This is a genomic window from Limimaricola sp. AA108-03 (assembly GCF_050847355.1).
In the GTDB taxonomy this organism is placed as follows: Bacteria; Pseudomonadota; Alphaproteobacteria; order Rhodobacterales; family Rhodobacteraceae; genus Limimaricola.
Genome location: NZ_CP193758.1, coordinates 1 through 23,851, shown reverse-complemented (window position 1 = coordinate 23,851; position 23,851 = coordinate 1). Strand labels below are relative to the sequence as shown.

The window sequence follows — 23,851 nt, the reverse complement described above, 5'->3', positions numbered from 1 at the left end:
TCAGCCTCCCTGCCGCGGCGCGACGATCTCGATCCGGTCGCCGGGCGCGATCGGCGTGGCGGCACGGGCACCGGCCGGGACGAACTCCTCGTTCAGCGCCGTCGCCACCGTTTCGCCGTCGCGCCCGAGCGCGACCAGCGCCTCGGCCAGGGTCGTGGCCGTCACCTCCTGCGGCGTGCCGTTAACCATGATCTTCATCGCAAACCTCCGGTTTGATGCCGTCGCAGATCCAGTCCGCCGCCATCCGCGCCATGCTGGGCGCGAGTAGAAAGCCGTGGCGGAACAGACCGTTGACATGGATAATCCCGCCGCGTCGCCGGATGCGCGGCAGGTTGTCGGGAAAGGCGGGACGCGCATCGGCGCCGATCTCGAGTATCTCGGCCTCCGCGAAGGCGGGGTGCAGCGCGTAGGCGGCGCTGAGCAGTTCCAGCGCGGCGCGCACCGTGGCGGGGCCGCGCCCCGCGCTCTCGATCTGCGTAGCGCCGAGCATGTAGATGCCGCCGCCGCGCGGCACCACGTAAAGCGGGTAGCGCGGATGCAGCAGCCGGACGGGCCGCGTCAGCGCCAGTTCCGGCGCGCGCAGGACCAGCATCTCGCCGCGCACGCCGCGCAGATCCGCCAGCACGTCGCGCGCGGCCAACCCGCGACAATCGATCGCCGGCCCCGTCGCACGGACCTCCCCGGTTTCGAAGGCGACGCCACGCTCGGCCAGCCTCTGCCGCAGCCCGGACAGGGTCGCGCGCGGGTCGAGATGCGCCTCCGTTTCGACATGCAGGCCGCGCCCGAAACGCCCGGCGAGATCCGGCTCCAGCGCCGCGACCGCCTCGGCATCGAGCAACCGGCCCGGCACCCGGCGCGCGAAACGATCCAGCTCGGCCCGGTCGCGCCCCAGCGCCACCACCAGCGTGCCGCGCCGGGTCACCTGCGCGCCCTGCGCCTGCCACCAGTCGGCGGCCTCGCGGCCGAGCCGCACCACCGGTTCCTCCGCCGTCTCGCCCTCGCAATCGGGCGCGAGCATGCCGCCCGCCCACCAAGAGCAATGATGCGGTCCGGCCCCCTCCTGCCGGTCGATGACCCTGACCTTCCGGCCGCGTGCCGTGAGTTCGGCCGCCACGGCAAGGCCCATCACCCCGCCGCCGATGATCTCGTGGGTCATCGCCGGCCCTCGTGGAAATGATCCACCGGGCCGTGGCCCGACCCGACGCCGAGCCGGTCGGCGGCGCGGATCGCGCCCGAGAGCCAGCCCTGCGCTCGTTCCAGCGCCGCCTCGGGCGCGCGGCCGAGCGCCAGCAGCGCCGCCAGCGCGGCGGAGAGCGAGCATCCGGTGCCATGGGTGTTGCGGGTGTCGATGCGCGGGCCCGAGACCTCGTGCAGACCGGTCCGGGTCACCAGCCGGTCGGTGCAGCAGGGGCCCGTGGCATGGCCACCTTTCATCAGCACCGCCTCGGGTCCGAGATCGAGCAGCGCGCGCCCCTGCGCCACGACCTCCTCCGGCCGGGCCGCCACGGGGGCGCCGAGCAGCCGGGCCGCCTCGGGAAGGTTCGGCGTCAGGATCGTGGCGCGGGGCAGCAGTCGCGCGATCAGCGCCGCGACCGCCGCGTCGTCGAGCAGCGCATCGCCCGATTTCGCGATCATCACCGGGTCGAGCACCACCGGACCGGCATATCCCTCGAGCGCCTCGGCCACCGCCGCGATGATCCCGGCATGGCCAAGCATGCCGATCTTGATCGCGTCGGGCGGGATGTCGTCGCGTACGGCGGCGATCTGCGCCGCGACCATCTCGGGCCGGACCGGCATCACCCCGGACACGCCGCGGGTGTTCTGCGCGGTGATCGCGGTGATCGCCGACGCGCCATAGACGCCGAAGGCGGCAAAGCTCTTGAGATCGGCCTGGATGCCCGCGCCGCCACCGCTATCCGAGCCCGCGATGGTCAGGGCCGTCTTGATGCGCATCGTCTCGCTCCCCCCCCGGACGGGGGACGCGGGACGGACCACGGGCGTGACAAGCCTCGGGTCGCGTCTCCGTTCCCTCCGCCGGTGCTAACCGGATCAGGTTCGATGGGTCGGCTCGCGCCTCTCAGCCCCCAGCGGGGCACCCCAACGGATTCGAGCGGACGTTAGCGGCGCGGTCAGGTTGACGCAAGGGAGGGAGCTCCGCCCCCGGCCCGCGCGGGCCTCCGGCGCATTTGGAGAGAGGTGAAGGGGATCAGCGCTCGCCCTCGAAACGGTAGATCGCGAGGCCGCGCTCGCTCTCGTCGATCTCGAGGCGGCGATTGACCGGCGCATGGGCCCGGCTGGCGCAGTTCGGCCGCTCGCAGAGATAGCAGTTGATGCCGATGCCGGTGGGCGTGATCCGGTCGAGATCGAGCCCCTGCGCATGGGCGAGGCGCGGCGCATAGGCGACGTCGCAGCCCAGACCGATGGCCAGCCGGGTCGCGGGCTGGCCCAGCGTGCCGCCATGCCGGGTGATGCTGCGCGCGATCGAGAAGTAGCGCGCGCCGTCGGGCATCGAGATGACCTGCGTCTGCACCCGGTCGGGCGCCTCGAAGGCGGCGTGGATGTTCCACAAGGGGCAGGTGCCGCCGAAGGAGGAGAAGGGAAAGCGCCCGGCGCTGAAGCGCTTGGAGATGTTGCCCGCCTGATCGACCCGCACGAAGAAGAACGGGATGCCGCGGGCGCCCTCGCGCTGCAGCGTCGTCAGCCGATGCGCCACCTGTTCGTAGCTGGTGCCGAAGCGGTGCGACAGCAGTTCCACGTCGTAGCCCGCGCTCTCGCAGGCCGAGAGAAAGCGGCCATAGGGCATCAGGAGCGCGGCGGCGAAGTAGTTGGCGAGGCTGACCCGCGCCAGCGCCAGCGCCGAGGGGTCGGTCAGCCCCGAATCCGCGATCTCGTCGGCGATCTCCTGGCCGCGCTCCAGCCGCGCCAGCAGCACCGCCATCTGGAACCGTCGGCTCGGCTGGCCCAGAAGCTCCGACAGGCGCAGCTCGCCGCGATGCGCCACGTGCTGGCGCAGCCGTCCCGCCATGACGTCCGATGGCAGGATGCGGACCCGCACGCCATGCGCGCGCAGCCGCTCGGTCAGGGCGGTATGCGGCTCGCTGCGGTGCAGCTTCATCTCCTCGGCCATGGCCTCGGCGGCGCGGTCGAGGCTGTCGACATGGTTGCGCCGCTCGAACAGCCAGGCCCGCACCGCCTGCACCGCGCGGCTGCCCTCCTCCAGCACCTCGACCTTGTCGCGATCCGCCAGCGGGTTGGTGTCGGTCTGGCGCGACAGCACCAGCTGCCGGTAGCGATCATGCAGCCGCACCAGCGCCGCGGCGACGTTCGGCGCGGCCGAGAGCGCCTGCTCGATCTCGACCCGGCCCACCTCGGCTTCGAGCACCGGGTCCTTCAGCGCCGCGCCGAGATCGGCGGCGAGCTGCGCGTCAGTCTCGGGCGCCAGTTCGCTCACATTGATGTCGAAGGCCTCGGCCAGCCGCATCAAGAGCTTGGCCGAGGCGGGGCGCTGGTTGCCCTCCATCAGGGTGACGTAGCTCGACGACACGCCGAGCCGCCCCGCCATCTGCGACTGCGTCAGTCCCAAGGAGACGCGCAGCGCCTTGAGGCGGGGGCCGATCAGGAGTTTCTGGCTGCGGTCGCTCATTTCATGACTAACAATGTTTCAATCATATGGCTTACATAAATTACATCATTACCCGTTAGCAACAAAATTATGCTGCACCTGCGCGATGACCACACTAACCTTACAGACAGAGAGGCGTCGATCCTCCCTTCGGCGCCGGCAACAGGAAGGTCATGCAGATGCCACTCGATCTCGTCCCCGCCCCCGCAGCGCCCAAGCCGGTCCTGCTGCGCGACGTGCCGGGTGCCGGCCGCGTCCTGACCGATGACGCGCTGGCGCTTGCCGCCGAATTGCAGACCCGTTTCAATCCCAAGATGCAGGCGCTCTCGGTCGCCCGCGACCGTCGGCAGGAGCGCGCCGATGAAGGCCGCCTGCCCGATTACCTCGAGGAGACCACCGGCATCCGCAAGGGTGTCTGGGCCTGCGACCCGGCCCCCGAGGCGCTGCGGGACCGCAGGCTCTGCCTCGCCACCGCCGCCGAGGCGGGCGGGCTCGCCACCGCCCGCGCCGCCGGGGCCTCGACGCTGCTCGTCGATCTCGACGAGGCCACCGCGCCCGGCTTCGCCAACCTGATCGCGGGCTTCGCGGCGCTGGCCGAGACCCCGGACGACCCCACGCCGATGCTGTTCCGCCCGCGGCCGCTCGATCGCGACGAGGCGGCGCTGCTGATCGGCGGGCATCCGGTCTCGGCCGGTCTGTTCGATCTGGCGCTGATCCTCACCCATTTCGGGGCCAGCCTCTCGGCCCGCGAGATGGGGCCCTATCTGCAGATCGGCGCGATCGACAGCCACCGCGAGGCGCGACTCTGGTCCGAGATCATCGCCATCGCCGAGGAGCGCACCGGGCTGGCGCCGGGCACGATCCGCGTCGAGGTGTCGCTCGAGACCGTCAATGCCGGTTTCGAGATGGACGAGATCCTGTGGGAGCTGAAGAGCCGCGCGCTCGGCCTGACGATGCGCCGCGCGCCGCTCACCGCCTCCTATCTGCGGCTGATGCGCGCCCATGGCGACGCGCTGCTGCCGGTCAAGCTCGATCCCGAAGCCGCTTTCCTTGGCACCTGCGCCGCGCGCATGGTCAAGGTCGCGCATCGCCGCGGCACCCATGCCATCGCAGAGGCGCCGGAGGGGAGCGATCCGGCACAGCTGCGTCGTCCGCTCGACGAGGGCTGCGACGGGCTCAGGCTCGACGCGCCGGACCGGATCGACGCGGCGCGCGAGGCGATCGCCCGGGCGCTGCCGGGGCCGCACCAGATCGGCCGCCCGCGCCAGTATTTCCGGATCAGCCCCGAGATGCTGCTGAAGCCCCATGCCGGTCACGTCACCGAGGCCGGGCTGCGCGGCACGATCCATGTCGCCATCGCGGCGCTCGCCGCCTGGATCGCCGGGCGCGGCCCGGTGAGGATCGAGGAAAGCCTGCATGGCCTCGCCTCGGCCGATCTTGCCCGGGCTAGGCTGGGCCAGTGGCTGGCCCATGGCGCCAGCGTCGAGATGGAGGCGGGCGAGACGCGCCGCATGACCGCCGACTGGCTGGCCGAGCTGATCCACGAGGAGATCGTGGCGCTGGTTGAGTGGCTCGGACCGCACAGCTTCCATCGCGGCCGCTACGCCTCGGCCGCAAGGATCGTGCAGGAGGCCGCCTGCGCCAGCCCGCAACCCGACCACGTCGCCCGCCTCGCGGCGCCGCTGCTCGACACGCTCGACTGAGATCACGCGGGGGCCTCGCACTGGCTTCGGGCCCCCGCCCCCCCCATCGACACCCAAGGACCCACCCATATGACCGATATGACCCCCCCGAGCCGAAAGACCTATGCCGAGCGCCGCGCCGCGCTGCAGGCGCGCTTTCCCGAAGGCGCCGCCCCCGGCGGCATCGGCATCGACGACATCCTGCAGCTGCAGATGCAGAACACCTACAACACCCATCTCGACATCGCCCGCGACATGGCGAAGGTGATGCGCGCCGACATGGCCGCCTATGATGCCGACCCCGAGCATTTCACGCAAAGCCTCGGCTGCTGGTCCGGTTTCCACGCGCAGCAGATGATCCGTTCGGTCAAGCGGCTGCGCGGCACCACCAAGGGTGCCTATGTCTATCTCTCGGGCTGGATGGTCGCGGGGCTGCGCAACCGCTGGGGTCATCTGCCCGACCAGTCGATGCACGAGAAGACCGCCGTGGCCGACCTGATCGAGGAGATCTACGTCTCGCTCAGGCAGGCCGACGAGGTCGAGCTCAACGACCTGTTCCGTGCGCTCGACAAGGCGCGCGAGAGCGGCGATGCCCAGGCCGAGCGCGACGCCGTCACCGCGATCGACGGCTTCGAGAGCCATGTCGTGCCGATCGTCGCCGATATCGATGCGGGCTTCGGCAACGAGCACGCGACCTACCTGCTCGCCAAGGAGCTGATCAAGGCCGGCGCCTGCTGCCTGCAGATCGAGAACCAGGTCTCCGACGCCAAGCAATGCGGCCACCAGGACGGCAAGGTCACGGTCCCGCGCGAGGATTTCATCGAGAAGCTGCGCGCCTGCCGCATGGCCTTCGAGGAGCTGGGCGTCACCGAGGGCGTGATCGTCGCGCGTACCGACAGCCTCGGCGCGGGGCTGACCCAGAAGCTCCCCGTGAGCCAGGCCCCCGGCGATCACGCGGCCGAATACCTCAAATGGGTCGAGACCGAGAGCATCGACGGCGAGCCGACCGAAGGCGAGATCGCGATGTGGCGCGACGGCGGCTGGGCCAAGCCTGCGCGGCTGCCCAACGGCCTTGTGCGCTTCAAGGAGGGCACCGGGCGCGCGCGGGTCATCGAGGATTGCGTGGCCTCGCTCAACGACGGCGGCGCCGACCTGATCTGGATCGAGACCGACACGCCCAACGTGGCCGAGATCGCCTCGATGGTCGCCGAAATCCGCGAGAAGGCGCCGAAGGCCAAGCTGGTCTACAACAACTCGCCCTCCTTCAACTGGACCCTGAACCTGCGCAAGCAGGTCCGCGCCGACTGGATCGCCGAGGGCAAGATCGCCGAGGCCGATTACCCCGACGGCACCGCGCTGATGAAGGCCGAGTTCGACGACACCGACCTGGGACGCGAGGCCGATGCACGGCTCAAGCGGTTCCAGTACGACATCTCGACCAAGGCGGGCGTGTTCCACAACCTGATCACCCTGCCCACCTTCCACCTGACAGCGAAATCGGTGGACGAGCTGTCGCGCGGCTATTTCGGCGAGGACCGGATGCTGGCCTATGTCGCCACCGTGCAGCGCGAGGAGATCCGGCGCGGCATCTCGGCGGTCAAGCACCAGCACGAGGTCGGGTCGGATCTGGGCGACAGCTTCAAGGTCATGGTCGGCGGCGACCGGGCGCTCAAGGCCGGGGGCCATGCGAACACGATGAACCAGTTCGCGGCCGAATGAGAAAACCCGCCGGTCGGGCCTGACCGGCGGGCCATCGGGAACCGGGTCGGGGCGGCACGCCCCGGCCCGGTTTTCGTCACGCTGCGATGTCGGTGCGCTCGCCGGCCGAAGCCGCCGATGCGGCGCTGGCGCCATAGGCCGCGCCGGCGCGCGCGGCACTCTGCGGGTTGATCGGCGTGATGACCGCGTCGCTCTCGGGCGCCGCGCCGATCGAGGAGACGAGGTTTTGCATGCGGTCCAGCTCCTGCAGCCGGATCGCCGCCGCGCGGGCGGCCGCGATGTCCGAAACCTCGGGTTCCGCGGGCTTGGTCGCGGCGGCGAGACCGATATTCTCGGCGGCCGTCGCACCGTTAAGGCCCGCGAGGCTTGCGACCTTGGACACGACCTGCTCGGTCACGGCAACGGCTTCGCTTGCGGTCTCTTCCGCGGCATCCGCGACAGGCGCGACTACCTGAGTTGTAGCCTCGGCGGCCTTCTCGACGACCGGCGACGCGGCGGCGGGGGCTGTCGGTGCGGCGGGTTCTGCGACGGCTGCAACGGCTGCGACAGCCGTCTCAGTGGCAGTGGGTGCGCTGGCCGTTTTCGCCGCTTCGGAAATGTCGATGCGGATGGCCGGCTCGGTGGTGGTGGTTTGAAGCTTGGGCTCTTCGGCGGGGACGGGAGCTTTCTGCTCAACCGTGGTCTCGGACTTGGCGGCGCGCGCTTCCAGCAGGGCGGCAAGGGCGGCTTTCCAGTCGAAGCCGGTGGAACCGGCATTGAATGTGAGTGGCATGTCGAACCTCTTAAGGGTGCGTATGACCTGACTTGAGGCGTCGATTGCGGCAAGAATGGCGCGGGATTTGGCCAATACAAAAGCACATGTCCCATGACCTAAGGGTGCGCTACCTTCGCCTTTAGGATAGCACTACCCCCTACTTCCGAAAACACTCATAGGTTACGAGGGCTTGGGTGCCGCGCGCGCTGTCGGCGAGGCGCGCGCGACCAGATCGCGTACGGAATCGATCAATTGGCGGCGAAGCAGTAGAACAGCCCGTCACCGCCGGTACCCTGCAGCGCTTCGAGGCTGCAGCCCCGCGATGGGTGGGACGAATTCCACGATTTCGCGGCATCCGAATCATCGAGTCCCATCCGGTCGTGATGCCCGACCATGGCCGAGCCCTCGCCGCTGCTGGTCCAGTTCTCGCAGGTCTCGGCCGCCGCCGTCCCATCCGGCATCGTGCCGGTGAGGATGTCGTGGCGGTTCGGGTCGTCGCCGCGCCCGTTCACGACATTGCCCATCTCGTCGAGCGCGGTCTCCTTCGAGATCGCGTTGCCATCGCCGTGCAGCGCCTCGAGATCGGCGGCGATCTCGACGCCGTCGGCATTGTACCAGGGGCCCGAGCCGATCCGGTCGCGCGCATTCTCCTGATCTGTCGAGAGATAGGCCTTCCAGTCACCCTCGGCCCCGGCCGCGGCGGCAAGCTCGGCGCAATGCGCATCGGCGCCCTCGAGGCCGCCCAGCCCGGCCCCCTGCCCCGGATTGGCACTGGTCACGAAGAAGCTCATCGCCTGATCCTGCGCCATGGCCGCCGTTCCCATGCAGGCAAGGGCCGCGACCGTGAAGAGTCGTTTCATAACCATTTCGCACCTCCTGGAGAAACATCTGCAAATCCTAACACGGTTGGGCCGATACCGGGCGAGGTTTCGCCCAAGTCCTGCAACCGCCGAGTTTTTCCGACGCGCGATCAAGGGCCTTGGGTTTGGCGCCCCAAGTCGCCGCCATCCGGCCCCGGTCCCGGCGATTCGAGACGACGGCGCCAAGGCTCGTAGCGGCGCATCTGTTCCTCGGCCGGAATGCCGCGAAATCGGGCAATCGCCCTGATGCGGGCGGATCGCATCGGCCATTCCCCGCCATGTGGGCGCCCCGCCACCAATGCTGTGGATAAACTTCGAGCGCCCTGCCAAAGTCGGCACGTGTCAATCTCGCACGGGAGGCTGGAGATGACCCGAACACCCCACCTGAAAACGGCGACCGCGGAGGCGCGCGGCACAAACCCATCGACGACGCGAAAGGCGCTCGAACCCTACGCGACACCGCAGATGCAGCATGTCCGCATGGCGCAGACGCGCATGCTTGAGGAAACCCGGACCTTCTTCGACGCATGGTTCGACCGGCGCCACAAGATGACCCAGGCCATGGGCGAGTTGGCCACCGAGATCATGGATGCCGGCGCCGACGGTGCACGGATCTCGGACGCGATGTCGCGCTGGCATGAAGGCGCCGGCGAAAGGCTGCGCGCCGATGTGCAGGACTGGATGACGCTCTGCACCAACTGCGCCAGCCATCTGGCGCGGGAAGCGACCGAGGCCGAAACCGAGATGATCGACAACACGGTCGAAATGGCGCGCCGGGCCGGAACCGTCCGTCACGCCACGCCCGTCTGAGACCGGGCATCGGATAAGGGCGCGGCCCGGGGGCCCGGGCCGTGCCGCTCAACCGACCCGTTCGAGCAGCGAGACGTAGCTGGTCACCGCCGCGCCGCCCATGTTGAACACCCCCGCGAGTTCGGCGTCGGGCACCTGCATGCCGCCCGCCTCGCCCATCAGCTGCATCGCGGCCATCACATGCATCGACACGCCGGTCGCGCCGATAGGATGGCCCTTGGATTTGAGCCCGCCCGAGGGGTTCACCGGCAACCGGCCGTCCTTCAAGGTCACGCCTTCCTCGATCACCCGGTGCCCCTGCCCGGGTGCTGCGAGACCCATCGCCTCGTATTCCAGAAGCTCGGCGATGGTGAAGCAGTCATGCGTCTCGACGAGCGACAGGTCGTCCAGCGTCACGCCGCCCTGCTCCAGCGCGCGGGCCCAGGCCCGCTTTGGCCCTTCGAAGGCCAGCACGTCGCGGCGGCTCATCGCGAGGATGTCGTTCACATGGGCCCGCGCCCGCACCGCGATGGCGCGGCGCATCGTCTTCGCGGTCTCGGCATCCGCCAGCACCAGCGCCGCCGCGCCGTCGGAGACCAGCGAGCAGTCGGTGCGCCGCAGCGGCGCCGCGACATAGGGGTTGCGGTCGGTGACGGCGTTGCAGGCCTCGAAACCCAGATCCTTGCGCAGATGCGCATAGGGATTCTCGACGCCGTTGGCGTGGTTCTTGGCGGCGATCCGGGCCAGCGCCTCGGAGCGGTCGCCATATGTCTGGAAATAGCTCTGGGCGATGCGCCCGAAGATCCCCGCGAAGCCGCCCGGCGTGTCGCCCTCCTCCGCGCGGTAGGAGCAGCCGAGCAGGATGTTGCCCACCTGCGCCCCCGGCGTCGCGGTCATCTTCTCGGCCCCGACGACGAGGGCGACCCGGCCCCGGCCCGAGGCGATAAAATCCATCGCGCCGTTGATCGCCGCCGATCCGGTGGCGCAGGCGTTCTCGTAGCGCGTCGCCGGCGTGTATCGCAGCCCGTCATGACCCATCGCCACCAGCGAGGCCTGGAAATCCTGGTCCGAGAAGCCGTTGTTGAAGACGCCGACGAAGACGCCGTCGACATCCTCGGCGCCGATCCCGGCATGCTCCAGCGCCGGTGCCGTCACCTCGGCCATCAGCGCCGCGGTGTCCGGCGCCTCGCTCTTTCCGAACACGCTATGCGCCCAGCCCACGATCTGCGCCTCGGCCATCACGCCTCCTCCCTTGAATTTGCGCCGCCCTCCCGCGGCAGCCGCCATGCTCGGACAGGGCGGCGGCATTGGCAAGGGGCGCGACACGATCGCGAGAGCGGCGCCGGCGGGGAGGCTCGAGGCGCCCTCCGGTTCAGCCGCCGGCCCGGCTCAGCAGCAGGCAGGTTTCGGAATTGAGCACGCCGGGGATCTCGCGGATGTCGCCGAGAACCCGGTCGAACTCGGCCAGAGAGGCGGCCTCGATCCGCGCGACGAGATCCCATGCGCCGTTGGTCGAATGCAGCTCGGCCACCTGCCGCATCCGCCGCAGCCGCGCCGCGACGCCACGCGCCTGCGGGCCCTGAAGCTCGATCAGCATCACCGCGCGCACGAGGTCGTCGGCATCGGGCGCGCCCAACTCGACCGTGAAGCGGCGGATCGCGCCGTCGCGGCACAGGCGTTCGATCCGCGCGCTCACCGTGGCGCGCGACAGGCCCAGTTCGTTGGCCATCGCCACCACGGGCATGCGGGCGTCCTGTTGCAGCAGCGCCAGCAGGCGGCGATCGGTCTGGTCGAGTTGGGGCATGCGCATTTCGTCGGTTGATTTGACAGATTGTAGGAAGAACCGCGCGTCATGCGCAATCCGCCCCCTCCTCAGCGCCCGAGGAATGTTACAGGATCGGGCATAACCGCTGCATTGGAGTGACAGATGACCGACGCCCCCGCCCCGTCCAAGCTCGCCATGGTGCCCTTCGTCTCGGTGGCCCAAATGATGGAGATGGTGAACAGCATCGGGCCGCGCCGGATGATGGCCGAGCTGGCCGATTACATCGAAGAGGATTTCCGCCGCTGGGAGCTGTTCGACAAGACGCCGCGCGTGGCCAGCCATTCGCCCGAAGGGGTGATCGAGCTGATGCCGACCTCGGATGGCGAGACCTACGGCTTCAAATACGTCAACGGCCACCCTTCGAACCTCAAGCGCGGGTTCCAGACCGTCACCGCCTTCGGCGTGCTGGCGCGGGTGGACAATGGCTACCCGATCCTTTTGTCCGAGATGACGGTGCTGACCGCGCTCAGGACCGCCGCCACCTCGGCCGTGGCCGCGCGGCACCTCGCGCCCAAGGGGGCGAAGACCCTCGCCATGATCGGCGCCGGCGCGCAATGCGAGTTCCAAGCGCTGGCGTTCCAGGAGATGCTCGGCATCGAGAAGGTCCGGATCTACGACATCGACCCGGCGGCGACGAAGAAGGCGGTGGCCAACCTTGCCGATAGCGGGCTCGACATCACCGCCTGCGACAGCGGCGAAGAAGCGGTAGCGGGTGCCGAGATCATCACCACCTGCACCGCCGACAAGCAGTATGCGACGATCCTGACCGACAACATGGTCGGGCGCGGCGTGCACATCAACGCCATCGGCGGCGACTGCCCCGGCAAGACCGAGCTGCATCGCGACATCCTGCTGCGCTCGGACATCTTCGTGGAGTATCCCGAGCAGACGAGGATCGAGGGCGAGATCCAGCAGCTCGACCCCGACCACCCGGTGACCGAGCTGTGGCAGGTCATCACCGGCAAGGCCGAGGGCCGGCGCGCGCCCGACCAGATCACGCTGTTCGACAGCGTCGGCTTCGCCACCGAGGATTTCTCGGCGCTGCGCTACGTGCGCGATCAGCTCGACCGGACCGGGCATTACACGATGCTCGACCTGCTCGCCGATCCCGACGACACGCGCGACCTCTACGGCATGGTGCGCCGCGCCAAGGGCTGAGGCGTCAGAACGGGTCGAGGATCGCCACACCGGTCGGCTCGAAATCCGAGACGTTGCCGGTGACCACCGTCGCCCCGTGCGCCAGCGCGGTGGCGGCGATCATCAGGTCGGCGCCGCCATGGCCGATCCCTGCCGAGAGCCGACCCCAGATCCGCGCCTCCTCGGGCCCGAAGGGCAGGATGCGATCGGAGAACAGCCGCGCCGTGCGGTCGAGCCAGCCGCGCAGATCGGCGGCGAAGCCCGGGTCGCGGCCCTCCTGCCGGGCGATGCCGCGCTCGATCTCGCCCAAGGTCACGGCGCTGAGGAACAGCGCTTCTTCCGGCTGCGCCCGAAGCCACGCCGCGACGGCGGGGGCGCGGCCCGAGCGCCGCACCGCCGAGATCACGTTGGTGTCGAGAAGATAGATCAAAACGCCACGTCGCGTGGCCGCGCCTGCGGCCGCTCCGTACCGTTCTCCATGCCGGGGAAATCGAGAAGGTGCTCGGCGAAGCTGCCACGCTCGGCGCCCGCCGCCGCGACGAGACGCGCATATTCGGCGGCCGACAGCACCACCACGGCGGGCTTGCCACGCCGCGTCACCTCCTGCGGGGCGCCGGCGAGGGCCGCATCCACCACCGCGCTGAACCGGTTCTTCGCGTCCTGGAGGCTCCACATGGCCGCCACTCCTGTCTAGATACCTGTCTAGATAGGAGCATATGCGGCGTGGTTCAAGCCCCCTGCCCCGCCTTGAACCAGCGTATCAGCGTGCGGCGATCCTTCTCGGAGATGTCGGTGACGTTGGCGGGCGGCATCGCGTGGCTGACCCCGGCCTGCAGGTAGATGGCGCGGGCGTTCTGGGCGATGTCCTGCGGGGTCTCCAGAACCACCCCCTTGGGGGCCCAGCGGATACCGTCCCAGACCGGCTCGCGCGCGTGGCACATCGAGCAGCGCCCGACCACGATCTGCTCCGCCTCGTGGAAGCCCTCTGCCTCCGCGAAGCGCTGCTCATAGGCGGTCATGGGCCGGGCCTCGGCTTCCTCGTAGCTGCCCCACATCGGCGCGGTCGAGAGCCAGGCGAGGATCAGGAACAGGATGACGGTGACGCCCCATGTCCAATGCGGCCCCTTTCCGGTGGCGTGCATGGTGTTGAAGTAGTGCCGGATCGTGACGCCCATCAGGAAGACCAGCGACGCGATGATCCAAGAATACTCGGTGGCGAAGGCCAGCGGGTAGTGGTTCGACAGCATCAGGAACACGACCGGCAGGGTCAGGTAGTTGTTGTGCGTGCTGCGCAGCTTGGCGATCTTGCCGTATTTCGGATCCGGCTTGCGCCCCGCCTTCAGGTCGGCCACCACGACGCGCTGGTTCGGCATGATGATCAGGAACACGTTCGCGGTCATGATCGTCGCGGTGAAGGCGCCGAGATGCAAAAGCGCCGCGCGGCCGGTGAAGACCTGGTTGTAGCCCCAGCTCATCGCGACGAGCAGCGCGAACAGCAGCACCATCAGCAGCGTCGGCCGGTCGCCCAGCCCCGACTTGCACAGCCGGTCATAGACCAGCCAGCCGATCGTCAGCGAGCCCGCCGAGAGCGCGATCGCCTGCCACACCGCGAGATCGGCGCGGGACGGGTCGATCAGGTACAGCTCCGCACCGACCCAGTAGACGATCATCAACAGCGCCGCGCCCGAGAGCCAGGTCGCGTAGCTCTCCCATTTGAACCATGTCAGATGCTCGGGCATCGCGTCGGGCGCCACGAGATATTTGCGGATGTGGTAGAAACCGCCGCCATGCACCTGCCATTCCTCGCCATGCGCGCCGGGCGGCAGGTCGGGGGCCTTTCTCAGGCCGAGATCGAGCGCCACGAAATAGAAGGACGAGCCGATCCAGGCGATGGCGGTGATGACGTGGAGCCAGCGCACGGCGAAGCCGGCCCAGTCCCACAGGATTGCGAAATCGTGCATCTCGTCCTCTCGTTATGGCGAGGGTCACTCTAGCGAGAGGCGCCGCGCGACGCCAAGCCATGGCGCGGCAGAGCAGTTTCAAACGAAACCGGACAATCCCGCGCCGCCCGGCCCGTTCCCGCTAATCGGGCGTTCCGCCTTGGCGGCGCGCGACCGCGCAACGCACGCTCCGGTCACGGGGCGTTGCGACCCCGCCCCTATGCTCGCACCGATGCCACGCCCCGCGCAAAGAGGACACCATGCCCCAGATCTCGGCCATATTGTCGCTGCCCTACATCCAGCCCGGGCAGGCGCAGAAGCACGTCACCCATAACGAGGCGATCCAGCGCCTCGACGCGCTGGTGCAGTCGGTCGTGGCGGATCGCGACCGCGGCGTGCCGCCATCCGCCCCCGAGTCGGGCGCGCGCCACGTCGTGGCCGGTGGCGCCACCGGCGACTGGGCCGGGCAATCGGGCCGCATCGCGATCTGGGATGGCGGCGCCTGGCTGTTCGAGACCCCCCTGCCCGGCTGGCGCGTCCATTGCCTCGCCGAGGCGACCGAGTTGATCTTCGGCGCGGATGGCTGGGAGAGCCAGGCCGAGCGACCGTTCGAAGCGGCCTGCCTCGGACTCAACGCCGGGGCGGATGCGAATGATCGGCTCAGCGTCTCGGCGCCCTCGACGCTTCTCAACCACGATGGCGCGGGGCACCGGCTGAAGCTCAATCGCGCCGGCACGTCGGACACCGCGTCGCTGCTGTTCCAGACCGGTTTTGCGGGCGGGGCCGAGATGGGGCTCGCCGGCGAGGCGGATTTCTCGATCAAGACAAGCGCCGACGGGTCGGACTGGACCACCGCGCTGCGGCTCTCCTCGGCCGACGGGCGCGCCTCCGGCGCGGCGGTGCAGTCTGACCCGCTCGACGCGGCGCCGGGGCGGCTCGTGGCGGTGGGCGGTTTCGGCCTCGGCGCGACGGCGGCACCACGCGTGGGCGACGCCGATGCCGCCCTCGCCTCGGGGCTCTATGCGATGGACCTGCCGGCGCCCGCCGCACCGGCGGGCAGCAGCGGCCCGGCCATCCTCGCGGTCTCGGCGCATGGGCCGCAGGAGCTGGCGCAGCGCCTGTGCGAAACCGCCACCGGGCGGGCCTGGCGCCGTGCCCGGGCGGGCGGGGTCTGGCAGGGCTGGCGCCGGGAGATCGGTCAGGCCGACCTGCTGGGCCCGGTGGGCCTGAGCGACGGGTTGCCGAGCGGCGCGGTGTTCGAAACCGGGACCACGCCGGGCGGCAGCTATCTGCGGTTCGCCGACGGGACCCAGATCGCCTGGTGCGACGAGGCGCTCTTCGCCCGGGTTTCGACCGAGCGGCTGGAGCATGTCTGGAGCTTTCCCGCCCCGTTCGCCGCGACGCCGCAGGTCAGCGCGACGCTGCCCGGGGTCGAGTCGGCCTATGCCGGGCTCGCCCCCGGCGATATCGGCGGGCTGATGCAGGAGACCGGCAGCGCCTCGGCGGCGCTGCGACTGCCCCGCGTCGCGGGCGCCTCCGGCTTCGCGGCCGGGGCGCAGGTGGCGGGGCTGCGGCTTCTGGCAATCGGTCGCTGGACCGGCGGTTAGAAGCTGACGCCGACCCGGCTCGCCAGCCCGAGGCTGCTGCCGAGCAGGCCGAAGATCGTCGTCGCCGAGGTCACCGGGCTCTCGGTCGCATAGACGAGGTCGCCGGGCAGAATCTCGAATTCGCCCGCGCTGAACAGCCCGTCGGCAGAGGTCAGATCGATGGTGAAGACGACCCGGCTCTGATCCGGTCCCCCGGCGCCGGGCGTCACCGCCTGCGCCGGGTAGCGGCGCAGCACCAAGATGCCGCCCGGATCGGCGCGGCTGTCGGAGACGCCGCCGATGATCGCCATCGCCTCGAGCGCGTCGAGCCGGTCCTCGGTGAAGTAATGCACGGACTCGGTGCCCGCCGCGCCGAGCGACAGGAACTTGCGGTCGTCCGCCTCGACATGGATCTTGTCGCCGCCCTTGAGCGTGGTGTCGAGGCGCGGGTTGTCGAGTAGCCGCTCGACCGAGGTGCCGTAGATGCGGCCGTCGCGGGTCAGCCGGATCTGCGGGTTGCGCAGGCTCTTGTCGACGCCGCCGCCCTCGGCGATCAGCCCCATCACCGTGAAGTCGTTGTCGGGCAACGGGTAGCTGCCGGGCTGCGCCACGCCGGCGACGAGGCTGACCGTGTTCTGTCGGCCTTCTGCGAAGCCGAGCTGCACCTGCGCCGATGGCGTGACATCGGCATATTCCGCCTCGACCCGGTCGCGCGCGGTCTCGGGGCTCATGCCGGACACCTTGATCGTGCCGACATAGGGCAGGAACACCGTGCCGTTGGCGCCGACGCGTTGCTCGGGCAGGGACACGAAGCGCTGTCCCGGGGCGGTCAGCAGGCCGTTCTCCTCGGTGCTCCAGATGGTGATGCTGAGGCTGTCGCCGGGCGCGATGATCCGGGTCTGCGGCTGGTCGACCCGCTCGATCCAAGAATGCCCGGTGCCGCCATTGCCGGGCCAGGCCGCGTAGACCGGCAGCAAGGCCCGGGTCACCGGCGCGACCTCGAAGTCCCGCACCTGTTCCGCGCCGAGGGTCTGGGTCTGCAGGATCTCGCTGCGCAGCGCCGCGCCGCGCGGCAGGGAGCCGCAGGCCGCCAATAGAAGGACGAGCCCGAACAGGACGGGGAGACGCGCTGATGCCATGCCGATGATCCGTTGCCTGCCTTGTTTTGCGCCAACCTACCGCAGCAGGGTGCCCAAGGAAACACCGCACGCGCGCATCAGACGAGACCCCAGCCCAGTTGCACGGCATAGAGGGTTACCCAGGGCAGGATCACGAGGTTCTCCAAGGGTCCGTTGACCTTGATCAATCGCAGACCGGCCTTGCGCTCGCTGAGCGGCCAGAGAAGCGGCACGCCGGCGCCGCGCGCGGTGAAGCGGGTGCCATGTCCGAAGCTGACCGCATCGGCCGCGAGATGGGTCGCGATTCCCGCGCCGAATGCCAGCCCCACCGGCGGCGAGACGATCCACATCGCGGCCGTCGCGAGGATCAGGAACACCGCCGAATGGGTGCCGCCGCGATGCCCGAAGGTCATCAGGATGATCCGCGACAGCGGCCAGAGCCTGCGACCGAGCTTACTGTAGGGCGTATCGACATCCGGCAGGATCGCACCGATCAGCGCCGCCGCCATGATCGGCAGGCCGAGGCGCGGCGTCGCGGCGGCCAGATGCACCCCCGCGACCGCGCCGAGCGCCAGATGCGTGCGTCCCATCATCGCCGCCGATTCCCTTTTCGTTCCGCCGGATGGCCCCATGTAGCGGCTGCGGCGAAGAAGGCCAGCGGACCGCCGCGTCAGCGCGCGTCGGCGGGAATGTACTCGTAATAGAACGGGTCGCTGTCGATGAAGCGGTAGAGCGCGTCGGCGCCCTCCGGTCGCTGGACCGGGAAATTGCGCCCGCTCTCGCGCGCCGTCGAAAGCAGCGCCTCGACGGCGGCCGCGCTGCCGGGTCCCCAGACCCCGTCGACGGGGCCCGAGAGCAGCCCCGCGTCGCGCAGCCGGCCCTGCACGTTGCGGCGGCGGTATTCGGGCAGCCGGGCGAAACCCTCGGCGATGCCGCGCGCCCGCTCCTCGGCGCGGCTGGTCTCTTCCTCGTCCTGCCCGTTCTCCGGCGGCGCCGCGGCTGGCGCGGCGTCCTCTCGACCCAGCGCGGCGCGCAAATCGTTCAGCACTTCGTCGTTTCCGCCTTCGGCGGCGATGGCGGCCTGGCCCTCGGCCCTGAAGATGCCGATCGAGGTCAGGAGCTGGCGTTCGATGCAGGCGGCGTCGCCCTCGCAGGCCTGCCGCCGTTCGAGCTGGATGTCGGCGATGCGCCGTGCCTCGGTCTCGCCGATCCGGTCGACGAGCTGGCCATAGACGCCGACCATGCGCTGTTCGAGCTCGGCCAGCCCGGGTGAGGCGCAGATGGTCCGCTCGGTGGCGGTGCGCGCGTCGTCGCAGTCGAAGGATGGCTGGGCGGCCAGGACGGTCGGCATCGCCGTCATGAGACCGAGGGCGAGGAAGGTCGCTTTGTGCATCGTCATGCTCCTTCGAAAGGCTCTTCGCGGACCAATCGCGAGACCCGGCCTCTCGTTCCCCGGCGACTAGCGCGCACAGCCAGAGGTTGTCCGCCCCCCGCCCTGCTGACATAGTCGCCGCGATTTCTCGCAGCATGAGCAGGATGGACATGCCTCCCAAATTCGGAACCAGCGGCCTGCGTGGCCTCGTCACCGATCTCACCGATGACCTCGTCCATGCGCATGTCCGGGCCTTCCTCGCGGCCTGCCCGCATGGCGGCGCGGTGCATGTCGGCCGCGACCTGCGCGACAGCTCGCCGCGCATCGCCGCCACGGTGATCGCGGCGATCCGCGGCGCGGGGCTTTTGGCGGTCGATTGCGGTGCGTTGCCGACCCCGGCGCTGGCGATGTCGGCGATGGCGCGCGGCCATGCGGCGGTGATGGTCACCGGGAGCCACATTCCGGCCGACCGCAACGGGTTGAAGTTCTACCTCCCCTCCGGCGAGATCGCCAAGACCGACGAGGCCGCGATCCTCGCCGCGCTGGACGAGGGCGGCGCGCCCGACGCCGCCACCGAGGGCGCGCTCGAGCGGGACGCCGATTGCGCCGCGCGCTACGTCGCGCGCTACCGCGAGGGTTTCGGCGCGCAGGCGCTGTCCGGGCTGTGGATCGGCGTCTACGAGCACAGCAGCGTCGCGCGGGATACCCTGGCCGAGATCGTCGCCGCGCTCGGCGGCGAGGTGGTGCGGATCGCCCGATCCGACAGCTTCATCCCCGTCGATACCGAGGCCGTTGACCCCGAGACCCGCCAGAGGCTCGCGGGTTGGACCGCCGAGCACCGGCTCGACGCGATCGTCTCGACCGATGGCGATGCCGACCGGCCGATGGTCACCGATGCGCGCGGTGCGCTGGTGCCCGGTGACGTGCTGGGGCCGCTCACCGCGCAGCTTCTGGGCGCGCGGATCGTCGTGACGCCGGTTTCGTCGAACACGCTGGTCGAGGCGATGGAGGGCTTCGAGGTGCGACGCAGCCGGATCGGCTCGCCCTTCGTGATCGCCGGGATGGAGAAGGCCCTTGCGGAGGATTCCGCCGCGCAGGTGGTGGGCTACGAAGCCAATGGCGGGTTCCTGCTTGGCTTCGAGGCGCGGGGCCCCGAGGGCGCGATCGCGCCGCTGATGACCCGCGACGCGGTTCTGCCGATCGTGGCCCCTCTGGCCGCGACGCGGGCCAAGCGGTGCGGCCTCGAGGAGCTGGCGGCGCAGCTGCCGCCGCGCTTTACCGCCGCCGACCGGGTGCAGGAGATCCCGTCGGATCGCTCCATGGCGCTGATCGAGGCACTTCGGGCCAGCGCCGATGAGCGGGCCGCGTTCTTCGATACCGGCAGCGACGAGGCCGGGATCGACGAGACCGACGGGCTGCGGGTCGGTTTCGCCAATGGCGAGGTGGTGCATCTGCGCCCCTCGGGCAACGCGCCCGAATGCCGGCTCTATACCGAGGCCGACAGCGCCGAGCGGGCGCGGGCGCTTCTTGAGGCCCACATGAACCGCCTCGCCGAGAGGCTCGGCGCGCGCGCCTGAGTTCGGCTCCGGGGGACTTGCCGGGCCGCGCATGGCCCGGCATTAGGCGGAGCGCCCCCCTGCCCCCATATCGTGCGGGCAAGACAGCAGGAGTTCCCCCATGTCCGACAAGTCCATCTATGACGGCCTGACCATGCTCGGCGGCCAGACCGTGCAGCCGCAATCCCCCGAGGAGGCGGTGCTCGAACGCGTGCCGAACCCACAATCCGACGTCGATTACGCGGTGCGCTTCACCGCGCCCGAGTTCACCTCGCTCTGCCCGCTGACCGGCCAGCCTGATTTCGCGCATCTGGTGATCGACTACGTGCCCGGCGACTGGCTCGTGGAGAGCAAGTCGCTGAAGCTGTTCCTCACCAGCTTCCGCAACCACGGCGCCTTTCACGAGGACTGCACCGTCTCGATCGGCCGGCGGCTGGTCGACACGCTTTCGCCGAAATGGCTGCGTCTGGGCGGCTACTGGTACCCGCGCGGCGGCATTCCGATCGACGTCTTCTACCAGACCGGGGAGCCGCCGAAGGGCGTCTGGATCCCCGATGCGGGCGTACCGGGCTATCGCGGTCGCGGCTGATCACCTTCGTACGCTAGCGCACATTACTGACCTAACGTAAGGCGCCTCTGGCATTCTTCGGAACATCGCGCGACGGTTATTCTGCGACTGCGGCATGACATGGGCGTCATGGTACCGAAGCGCGCCGGGGCGGCCCATGCCCCCCGCGAGAGAGATAAGGCCCGAACATATGGCCCCCCGTGGCGGGTCGCATGGCCGGGTGGGAACAGGCGGCTCTGTGAAAGGGAGTAACGACATGGCTGACGATCGCGAAGAGCGGATCCGCAAGCGCGCCTACGAGATGTGGGAGCGCGACGGCTTTCCCGAGGGACAGCACGACGCGCATTGGCAAGAGGCCGAGGCCGAGATCGACGCGGAGATGCGCAGCGAAGGGTCGGCGAGCGGCGCGACCGGCGGCACCGGCCCATCCGACGCGACGGGCGGGGACGACGCGGCGCCCGCCAAACCGAAGAAGACCCGGGCCCCGCGCAAACCGGCGACGAGCAAGGCGGCCGATGCCAGCCCGTCTAAGGCGACCAAGACCGCGCCCAAGGCGACAACCCCGCGAAAGCCACGGGCCCGGAAGAGCGCGAAACCGGAGGGCGAGGGTTAAGCTCCTATATCCCAAGGGATATTCGCGATTACAGGCCGGTTCCCCGCGGGGAACCGGCCTTTTTCATTTGGCGTCCAGCGCGTCGAAGAAGGCCTCGAAGGCGCGTTGCAGCCGCGCCCGGTCGAGCGCCGAGAAATCGCGCGCCAGTCGCAGCTCGACCCGTCCGTCGGAGGCCGCGATCTTCGCCTCGCCCTCGGGGCGCGGCAGCCGTAGCATAGTCTTCGACACCGATTTCGGGCGCGGCTTCACGATCTTCGGGGCGCGGTGCACGAAGTCCTTGAGCACCGCGATCTCGGCCTCGGCGTCGCGTTCCGGCGCGCGCGCCAGCATCTCGATCATCTCGTCACCGAGCATCGGGTCGGCATCGACGATCTTGAACAGCTCCAGACCGAGCGCACGCGGGATCGCCTCGGGATGGCGGATGTTGCCCTTGGCACCTTCGAGCACCCGGGTGAAGCTGCGGATATAGCTGCGCTTCTGCTTCAGGGCCGAGGCATAGAGTTCCGACACCGCATCATGCGGCGTGATCCCGGTCTGCTCGGCATAGCTCAGCGCCAGCTGTGCCATCTCGCCGAAGGAGATGTCCTTCCGCACCAGGTTCTCATCGACCATCTTGCGGTAGAGATCGCGCACCGGTTCCCCGCGGGGAACCATCGCGGCCGGGATTTTCGCATAACGCCGGTCGCCGGTCTGCTCCAGCAATTCCCGAAACGCCGAGAGCCGGCGATAGCCCTGGATCAGCTCGTAGCCGCCCTGCCCGTCCTGTTCGACCCGGATCGGGTTCGACAGCCCGATATCCTGGATCGAGAGCTTCAGCTCCTCGATCTCGGGATCCTTGGTCTTCGCGCGGTCGCGCACCAGTTTCGAGGTCCTGACCGCGTCGATCGCGACCAGGTCGGTGATCAAGCCGAGCTTCTTGAGCCGCACATGCTCATGCGCCAGCTGGTCGTTCTCGGCCCGAATCGCGGCCTCGGCTTCGGCACGGCCGCGCGCCGCTTCGGCAGTCTCGGTGATCGCCGAGGCCATCGGCCCGCGCCGCGGTGCCACCTGTTGCGGCTCGGGTTCCGGCTGCGGCGTGGGGTTCCCCGCGGGGAACCGGTCCGGCTCCGGCGCGTCGGGCGTGAAGTCGATGTCGAAGACGCTGCGTTTCTTGCCCATCTCAATCCTCCAGCTTGTCCCATGCCGCCACCAGCGTGGCGCGGAACTCGTCATAGGCGCGGTCAAAGGAAGCGCGGGCACGCCGCCATGTCTCGCGGGTCATGTTGCGATAGTCGATCTCGTAGACCGAGCTCAGGAACCGGCCCGACTGTTCGACCGCGCGGGTCATCTCGATCGGATGCTCGGCGACATGCGGGCCGAACACTTTGTGAAAGGCCTGCTGCATCGCGCGGTGCAGGTCATTGTTGGGTTCGAACCGGGTCAGCAGGAACCGGATGTCGGAGAAGTGTTTCTCGGGCTCGGTGCCCGGCGGCACGGCACCGCGGAAGCGGCCCAGATCCTCCAGCGCCTCGGCGAGCTGGCCGATGAAGGAGGTGGTGGAGTCGTACTCCCAGTAGCCGGGCCCCGAGGGGATATAGAGCACGTCCGCGGCGAAGACCGCGTTCATCGACTGGTAGCCGATCGCCGGCGGGCAATCGAACAGGATGATGTCATAGGCGTCGTCGGGCAGGTGATCGAGGTAACGGTCAACGGCGGCGAAGAACGACCATTCCGGGTTCAGATGCCGGTACTGCGCCGAGGCGAACTCGACGAAGGCGGCGTTGGCACAGGAGGGCACGAGGTCGATAGTCGGCCATGAGGTCGGCTTGATGAAGTCGGTGACCCGCAGATCGTTGAGCCCCATGCCGGTGACCGAGGCGGGCAGCTTGCGCTCGGGCAGGGCGGTGCCGGTCTCGGCACCGCGCCCGGCGGCGTTCATCCGCTCGGTCTCGCGGATCAGGTCGCGCGCCATGATGCCCCAGACCGTGTATTCCTCGGCCACGTCCGACAGCCCCATCGAATGCGACAGCGTCGCCTGCGGATCGAAGTCGACGCAGAGCACCCGGTAGCCGTCGAGCGCCGCCGCATGCGCGAAGTGCAGCGCCACGGTCGACTTGCCGGCACCGCCCTTGAAGTTGGCGACGGCGGCGCGGATCGCGCGCTTGCCGGCAGGACGGGGCGGCAGCATCGGCTTGTTCTTGTGGCGCAGCCGCCGGCGCAGCTCGCCGATCTCTTCGAGCGAGTACCAGCGCTGGCGGCCATCCTCCTCGACCAGCCCCTGCGGCAGCGACGGGTCGGCGGCGAGCCGGCCCCGGAATGTCGAGGGGTTCAGCCCGAGGATCAGCTCCGCCACCTCCCAGCTCGAGAAGCGGCGCAGGCTCTTCTCGTTCTCCGGCGAGAAGGTCTGCTGCCGGATGAAGCCCTGCATCTTGAGCGACTGCGACTGCAGCCGGGCCAGGTCGGTGTGTGTGAACATGCGGTCTCTGCCCTCCGGTTCCCCGCGGGGAACCGAAACAGGATCCCTTGGGAACGCTAATTCTTGCGATGTGACGATCTACGCTGGATTTGCGGCGCATGAAAAGCCATTTATGATCGAAACCGGAAATACGCCGGAATTCCGAAACGCCTGTGCCACAAGGCGCTTTCGATTCGCCGCCGGGCACGGGCGATCGGGAAGACGCGGCCGGGGAAGGGGGGACAGCCCACACCTTGCAGTGGGCCGATTAGGGGA

General features: G+C 69.4%; 24 protein-coding genes and 1 riboswitch. Of the genes, 8 read left to right on the top strand and 16 right to left on the bottom strand.

Annotated features, from left to right (window positions below):
* From thiS to ACRAQ3_RS17540, 4 genes are all read right to left on the bottom strand, one after another.
* On the bottom strand, positions 1 to 198 hold the full coding sequence (gene thiS / locus ACRAQ3_RS17555; RefSeq protein WP_432256689.1) for a sulfur carrier protein ThiS: 198 nt from the start codon (positions 196 to 198) through the stop codon (positions 1 to 3).
* The gene (locus ACRAQ3_RS17550; protein ID WP_432256688.1) at positions 182 to 1,156 is read right to left on the bottom strand and encodes an FAD-dependent oxidoreductase; all 975 of its coding nucleotides are present in this window, start codon (positions 1,154 to 1,156) and stop codon (positions 182 to 184) included. The genes thiS and ACRAQ3_RS17550 overlap by 17 nt, the downstream gene beginning before the upstream one ends.
* Positions 1,153 to 1,953, bottom strand: a complete 801-nt coding sequence (thiD, locus tag ACRAQ3_RS17545; protein WP_432256687.1) for a bifunctional hydroxymethylpyrimidine kinase/phosphomethylpyrimidine kinase — start codon at positions 1,951 to 1,953, stop codon at positions 1,153 to 1,155. The genes ACRAQ3_RS17550 and thiD overlap by 4 nt, the downstream gene beginning before the upstream one ends.
* Before the next feature lie 56 nt (positions 1,954 to 2,009).
* Positions 2,010 to 2,110, bottom strand: a riboswitch (TPP riboswitch).
* 96 nt (positions 2,111 to 2,206) lie between these two features.
* Positions 2,207 to 3,643 (bottom strand): helix-turn-helix domain-containing protein, encoded by a 1,437-nt coding sequence (locus ACRAQ3_RS17540; protein WP_432256686.1) that lies wholly within the window; start codon positions 3,641 to 3,643, stop codon positions 2,207 to 2,209.
* A gap of 158 nt (positions 3,644 to 3,801) precedes the next feature.
* Between ACRAQ3_RS17540 and ACRAQ3_RS17535 the strand changes: the two genes are divergently transcribed.
* Both ACRAQ3_RS17535 and ACRAQ3_RS17530 read left to right on the top strand, forming a co-directional pair.
* Complete coding sequence (locus ACRAQ3_RS17535; RefSeq protein WP_432256685.1) at positions 3,802 to 5,325, top strand: malate synthase A; 1,524 nt, start codon at positions 3,802 to 3,804, stop codon at positions 5,323 to 5,325.
* A gap of 78 nt (positions 5,326 to 5,403) precedes the next feature.
* Positions 5,404 to 7,023 carry an isocitrate lyase gene (locus ACRAQ3_RS17530; protein WP_432256726.1) on the top strand — a complete coding sequence of 540 codons (1,620 nt, stop codon included), beginning with the start codon at positions 5,404 to 5,406 and terminating at the stop codon, positions 7,021 to 7,023.
* Between the two features lie 76 nt (positions 7,024 to 7,099).
* Here the strand turns inward: ACRAQ3_RS17530 and ACRAQ3_RS17525 are convergent, their stop codons facing one another.
* On the bottom strand, positions 7,100 to 7,795 hold the full coding sequence (locus ACRAQ3_RS17525; protein WP_432256684.1) for a hypothetical protein: 696 nt from the start codon (positions 7,793 to 7,795) through the stop codon (positions 7,100 to 7,102).
* Positions 7,796 to 8,025: 230 nt separating this feature from the next.
* Positions 8,026 to 8,637: a hypothetical protein gene (locus tag ACRAQ3_RS17520; protein WP_432256725.1), complete on the bottom strand. Its 612-nt coding sequence runs from the start codon at positions 8,635 to 8,637 to the stop codon at positions 8,026 to 8,028.
* 366 nt (positions 8,638 to 9,003) lie between these two features.
* On the opposite strand from ACRAQ3_RS17520, the gene ACRAQ3_RS17515 reads away from it, so the two are divergent.
* Complete coding sequence (locus ACRAQ3_RS17515; protein ID WP_432256683.1) at positions 9,004 to 9,447, top strand: hypothetical protein; 444 nt, start codon at positions 9,004 to 9,006, stop codon at positions 9,445 to 9,447.
* A gap of 48 nt (positions 9,448 to 9,495) precedes the next feature.
* On the opposite strand, the gene ACRAQ3_RS17510 is transcribed toward ACRAQ3_RS17515, so the two are convergent.
* Entirely contained in the window at positions 9,496 to 10,665 is a 1,170-nt protein-coding gene (locus ACRAQ3_RS17510; protein WP_432256682.1) for an acetyl-CoA acetyltransferase, read from the bottom strand.
* A 133-nt stretch (positions 10,666 to 10,798) separates the two neighbouring features.
* Positions 10,799 to 11,230, bottom strand: a complete 432-nt coding sequence (locus ACRAQ3_RS17505) for an Lrp/AsnC family transcriptional regulator (protein ID WP_432256681.1) — start codon at positions 11,228 to 11,230, stop codon at positions 10,799 to 10,801.
* A 123-nt stretch (positions 11,231 to 11,353) separates the two neighbouring features.
* Between ACRAQ3_RS17505 and ACRAQ3_RS17500 the strand changes: the two genes are divergently transcribed.
* The gene (locus ACRAQ3_RS17500; protein ID WP_085897557.1) at positions 11,354 to 12,409 is read left to right on the top strand and encodes an ornithine cyclodeaminase; all 1,056 of its coding nucleotides are present in this window, start codon (positions 11,354 to 11,356) and stop codon (positions 12,407 to 12,409) included.
* Between the two features lie 4 nt (positions 12,410 to 12,413).
* On the opposite strand, the gene ACRAQ3_RS17495 is transcribed toward ACRAQ3_RS17500, so the two are convergent.
* The 3 genes from ACRAQ3_RS17495 to ACRAQ3_RS17485 are packed head-to-tail and all read right to left on the bottom strand — an operon-like array spanning position 12,414 to position 14,349.
* Positions 12,414 to 12,815, bottom strand: a complete 402-nt coding sequence (locus tag ACRAQ3_RS17495; RefSeq protein ID WP_432256724.1) for a type II toxin-antitoxin system VapC family toxin — start codon at positions 12,813 to 12,815, stop codon at positions 12,414 to 12,416.
* Positions 12,815 to 13,063 carry a type II toxin-antitoxin system Phd/YefM family antitoxin gene (locus tag ACRAQ3_RS17490; protein ID WP_269396846.1) on the bottom strand — a complete coding sequence of 83 codons (249 nt, stop codon included), beginning with the start codon at positions 13,061 to 13,063 and terminating at the stop codon, positions 12,815 to 12,817. Before ACRAQ3_RS17490 ends, ACRAQ3_RS17495 begins: the two co-directional genes overlap by 1 nt.
* 53 nt (positions 13,064 to 13,116) lie before the next feature.
* Positions 13,117 to 14,349: a urate hydroxylase PuuD gene (locus tag ACRAQ3_RS17485; RefSeq protein ID WP_432256680.1), complete on the bottom strand. Its 1,233-nt coding sequence runs from the start codon at positions 14,347 to 14,349 to the stop codon at positions 13,117 to 13,119.
* A 239-nt stretch (positions 14,350 to 14,588) separates the two neighbouring features.
* Between ACRAQ3_RS17485 and ACRAQ3_RS17480 the strand changes: the two genes are divergently transcribed.
* Entirely contained in the window at positions 14,589 to 15,935 is a 1,347-nt protein-coding gene (locus tag ACRAQ3_RS17480) for a DUF2793 domain-containing protein (protein ID WP_432256679.1), read from the top strand.
* On the opposite strand, the gene ACRAQ3_RS17475 is transcribed toward ACRAQ3_RS17480, so the two are convergent.
* The 3 genes from ACRAQ3_RS17475 to ACRAQ3_RS17465 all read right to left on the bottom strand — a co-directional run bounded on the left by ACRAQ3_RS17475 (position 15,932) and on the right by ACRAQ3_RS17465 (position 18,425).
* On the bottom strand, positions 15,932 to 17,053 hold the full coding sequence (locus ACRAQ3_RS17475) for a polysaccharide biosynthesis/export family protein (protein ID WP_432256678.1): 1,122 nt from the start codon (positions 17,051 to 17,053) through the stop codon (positions 15,932 to 15,934). The two genes, ACRAQ3_RS17480 and ACRAQ3_RS17475, sit on opposite strands and share 4 nt — an antisense overlap.
* A gap of 77 nt (positions 17,054 to 17,130) precedes the next feature.
* Positions 17,131 to 17,622, bottom strand: a complete 492-nt coding sequence (locus tag ACRAQ3_RS17470; RefSeq protein WP_432256677.1) for a metal-dependent hydrolase — start codon at positions 17,620 to 17,622, stop codon at positions 17,131 to 17,133.
* Positions 17,623 to 17,702: 80 nt separating this feature from the next.
* Positions 17,703 to 18,425, bottom strand: coding sequence for a hypothetical protein (locus tag ACRAQ3_RS17465; RefSeq protein WP_432256676.1), 723 nt, complete (start codon positions 18,423 to 18,425; stop codon positions 17,703 to 17,705).
* A gap of 149 nt (positions 18,426 to 18,574) precedes the next feature.
* On the opposite strand from ACRAQ3_RS17465, the gene ACRAQ3_RS17460 reads away from it, so the two are divergent.
* The 3 genes from ACRAQ3_RS17460 (at position 18,575) to ACRAQ3_RS17450 (ending at position 21,141) form a co-directional block, all read left to right on the top strand.
* Positions 18,575 to 19,981 (top strand): phosphomannomutase, encoded by a 1,407-nt coding sequence (locus tag ACRAQ3_RS17460; RefSeq protein WP_432256723.1) that lies wholly within the window; start codon positions 18,575 to 18,577, stop codon positions 19,979 to 19,981.
* A gap of 100 nt (positions 19,982 to 20,081) precedes the next feature.
* Positions 20,082 to 20,549: a preQ(1) synthase gene (gene queF / locus ACRAQ3_RS17455; protein ID WP_085897549.1), complete on the top strand. Its 468-nt coding sequence runs from the start codon at positions 20,082 to 20,084 to the stop codon at positions 20,547 to 20,549.
* A 235-nt stretch (positions 20,550 to 20,784) separates the two neighbouring features.
* Positions 20,785 to 21,141 (top strand): DUF2934 domain-containing protein, encoded by a 357-nt coding sequence (locus ACRAQ3_RS17450; protein ID WP_269396853.1) that lies wholly within the window; start codon positions 20,785 to 20,787, stop codon positions 21,139 to 21,141.
* A 63-nt stretch (positions 21,142 to 21,204) separates the two neighbouring features.
* On the opposite strand, the gene ACRAQ3_RS17445 is transcribed toward ACRAQ3_RS17450, so the two are convergent.
* Both ACRAQ3_RS17445 and ACRAQ3_RS17440 read right to left on the bottom strand, forming a co-directional pair.
* On the bottom strand, positions 21,205 to 22,299 hold the full coding sequence (locus ACRAQ3_RS17445) for a ParB/RepB/Spo0J family partition protein (RefSeq protein WP_432256675.1): 1,095 nt from the start codon (positions 22,297 to 22,299) through the stop codon (positions 21,205 to 21,207).
* Position 22,300: 1 nt separating this feature from the next.
* Positions 22,301 to 23,596, bottom strand: a complete 1,296-nt coding sequence (locus tag ACRAQ3_RS17440; RefSeq protein ID WP_269396855.1) for an AAA family ATPase — start codon at positions 23,594 to 23,596, stop codon at positions 22,301 to 22,303.
* Positions 23,597 to 23,851 lie beyond the last annotated feature (255 nt).